The sequence below is a fragment of the Mesorhizobium sp. M4B.F.Ca.ET.089.01.1.1 genome (assembly GCF_004022605.1).
GTDB classification, from domain to species: Bacteria; Pseudomonadota; Alphaproteobacteria; order Rhizobiales; family Rhizobiaceae; genus Mesorhizobium; species Mesorhizobium abyssinicae.
The window spans coordinates 1-2,937 of the sequence record NZ_RZOS01000589.1 but is presented as its reverse complement, the minus strand read 5'-3'; the positions used below and the strand labels follow the sequence as shown (position 1 = coordinate 2,937).

Annotated in this window: 3 protein-coding genes; 1 reads left to right on the top strand and 2 read right to left on the bottom strand. The window is 67.0% G+C overall.

From position 1 onward, the window contains the following. On the bottom strand, positions 1–968 hold a 968-nt coding region (locus EN780_RS31165; RefSeq protein WP_133372795.1), incomplete at its 3' end, for a cytochrome P450. A gap of 1 nt (position 969) precedes the next feature. Further along, entirely contained in the window at positions 970–1,644 is a 675-nt protein-coding gene (locus EN780_RS31160) for an N-acetyltransferase (protein ID WP_128276193.1), read from the bottom strand. Positions 1,645–1,748: 104 nt separating this feature from the next. Here EN780_RS31160 and EN780_RS31155 point away from each other — a divergent pair, with 104 nt between their 5' ends. After that, the gene (locus EN780_RS31155; protein WP_127392831.1) at positions 1,749–2,747 is read left to right on the top strand and encodes a hypothetical protein; all 999 of its coding nucleotides are present in this window, start codon (positions 1,749–1,751) and stop codon (positions 2,745–2,747) included. Positions 2,748–2,937 lie beyond the last annotated feature (190 nt).

Here is a 2,937-nt window from a genome sequence, read left to right as displayed (position 1 = left end):
CTGCCGAGCACCGCCACCACCGCCTCGCCGTTCGCGATCCCAACGTTGCCGAGGTCGATGTCTTCGGCCGCGATGCGCGCCACCGCGTATTGCACGGAGGCGCCGTAGCGCAGGAGCTCGGCGGCGGCGCTGCTCCAGTCGACAGCCCGGCGCTCGAGCAGGTCGCGCTGTTCTGGAAAACGGTGCAGCGCGACCACGGCGTTGCCGAAAGCGTCGACGACGGTCTCCTGTCCGGCAAACAGCATGAACACGACATTGGCCACCATGTCCTCGCGCGACCAGCGCCCTTCGGCGACTTCCCGCGCCATGCGGGCGACCATTCCGTCCGGCCGGAAGGCCTGTTGCGCCAGCCGTTCCTCGACAAAGGCCCGGCACTCGCCATAGGCCGCGGCGCTGGCAGCCGGCGGCTGGTCTGTTCGCAGGTCGAACGCACCAGCCATGCGGCTGGTCACCGATTTCAGCGCCCATGGATCCTCGATCTCGATGCCCATGATTTCCTGCAGCAGCCAGAAGGAGACCGGCACGGCGAGCCCGGCGACGGCATCGATGCGGCCGTCCGCCATCGCCCGGTCGACCAGCTCGCGGCTTAGCGCGCGCAGGCCCTGTGTCAGCGTCTCGACGGCGGATCTGGAGAGGCAGCCTGCAACCGGCCGGCGCAGCTCACCATGATGCGGCGGATCGGCGAGCATCACAGACCGGCTGAGCAGCGCCATCGGCGCCTGGTCGACAAGCTTGCGGCGGACCTCCTCATACCTGCCGGGCGGCGCCTGCAGGAGAGCTGGATGCTTGAGGACGCGGGACACCAGCTCATGGCTGAAGACGTAATGCGCGTCGGCAAGCTCGGGATAGGGCGCGGCTCCGCGCGCGATGCCGCCCAGAGCGCGCATCTCCGCAAAATGCGCGAACGGATCTTCGCCGAGCGCGAACGGATTGAAGAACGGAGCCGTCATGCCGTGGCCGGCCCGCATGTCATTTCTTCAGGTCCTTGGCCGAGATGACCCGGAACCCACCGGACGCGGCGTCCTGCGGGAAGAAATCCGGCATGACGTAGAGGAACTCGCACTCGTAGACGCGGTAGTGCAGCCGCAGCAGCGGATCGCGGATGATCTCTTCGAGCGGCGGCCTTATGCCGGTCTCGTTCCAGCGGTCTATGGTGGCGCGGAACCGCGGGTCGGACCTGACCTGGTCGTCGTCGTCCTCGTCGCCGGATGAGCCGGCATAGGCCGAGCAGCGGCCGTCGCCGATCAGCCAGCGCGCGCCGAGGCGGCGGCCGTGGTGCTCCATCTCCTTCAGCAGCCGGATTGCCGTGTTGCCGCCGCGGTGGCTGGGGCGGACGCAGAGATTGTAGGCATAAAGCGAGTGCACCGGCTCGCTGCGCGGCAGCGATGCAAAGGCATCGAAATTCGTGGGAAAATCGGCGCGCACCAGCGGGTCCTGGCTGGTTTCGGTGAAGCAGAGCGTGCCGGCCAGCGCGTCGCCGTCGATCGCGCCCAGCATGGTGTGGCCAAGCGCCAGCCGGCGGCGGATGGTCGCCTCGCTGGCTCGCAGCGGACCGGCCCAGGCGGCAGCCTCAAGCTCCATCAGCAGCGGCATGTCGTCCGCGTCCAGCTTCCGGATTGGAAGCGCATTGCTCTCGACGTTCATCTCTCGGCCACCCGACTTGCCCACGCGCTATAGGGCGTGCCGCAGCTTTTTGCTAGTCAGCAAGGCTGCCGTTTGCAATTGTGCAGGCCGGGGGACGCGATCACTTGATATTCTACGTCACGCATAGAAAGCACGCCTATACTCATGCGGTCGTGCTTCTCTATCACCGCCCAGACCTGCAAGCATCGTTCCGGCTGGTTCGCTATGAGGATGCCGGGTTGCTGCGCGGCGTTCGCGCGGGCGTGGTGGTCTGGTCGGACATGGACCGGCTGAGCGCCGAGGAGTTGCAGCGGGCAGCCGAGCTGAGCGCCGAGCTGGCGCAGCAAACGGGCTTGACGCAGCTCAACCATCCGACGGCCAGCCTGCAGCGCTTGGATCTGTTGCGCGTGCTGCGCGGCGACGACGGCAACTTTTTTCGCGCATTCAGGCCGGACGAGCTCGATGACACGATGTGCTATCCCGTCTTCATCCGCGACGAGGTGGGCGCGCTGTACGAGGAGCCGCCGCTTCTGCACGACCGGCCGGCGCTGGACGCGGCACTCGCAAGGCCGGACGGGCGCAAGCTGGTGCGGCCGATCGTGGTGGAGATGACCGGCACGCCAGGGCCTGACGGATACTACCGGAAATTCGCCGCCTACCGGGTCGGCGATACGATCTACGCCCAGCATATTGCGATGTCGAAATCGTGGTTCGTCAAGAATGCGGCCGATCGGCTCTTGCCGGCCCACATCGACGAGATCAGGGCCTACATTACCGAGAACCCGCATGCCGGGCGGGTGATGCAGGTCTTCGAAAAGGCCCGCATGCAGTACGGGCGCATCGACTACACGCTTGCCGAGGGCAAGCTCGTGGTGTTCGAGATCAACAGCAATCCGACCGTGCTGAGTGACCCGCCGACGCCGTTCGCCACCTACGACCCGCAGCCTTTCGCCGACCGCCACGCCGACGCGCTGCTCGCGCTGCCGCAGGCGGCAGCGCCGGACTCGCTGCCCGCGATCGACGCCGCCAACCGGGCGACGCTGGCCAAATTGCGGCGCCGCTACGAGTTCAAGCGGCTGAAGCTCGTGCTGCAGAAGATCTTTGGGCGAGGTGGGGCAAAATAGTCTGAAGCGCGACGCCTTGCCCAGCGACCCGCTCGAGCGAAACAACCGCAAAGCCGGGGCCGGCGGAAGTCTTGGCGGGCCGGCGCACTGCGCCGGCCGTTCGCCTTTCGCCATCAGGCGGCCTTGACCTTCAGCTCTTCCTCGCCGCGCACCAGCTTGGTCACGCCGGCGAAGTCGAGCTTGCCGGAAC

Coding starts and splice junctions, on each gene's coding strand:
- EN780_RS31160 (WP_128276193.1), bottom strand. CDS start 1,644: ATGAACGTCGAGAGCAATGCGCTTCCAATCCGGAAGCTGGACGCGGAC.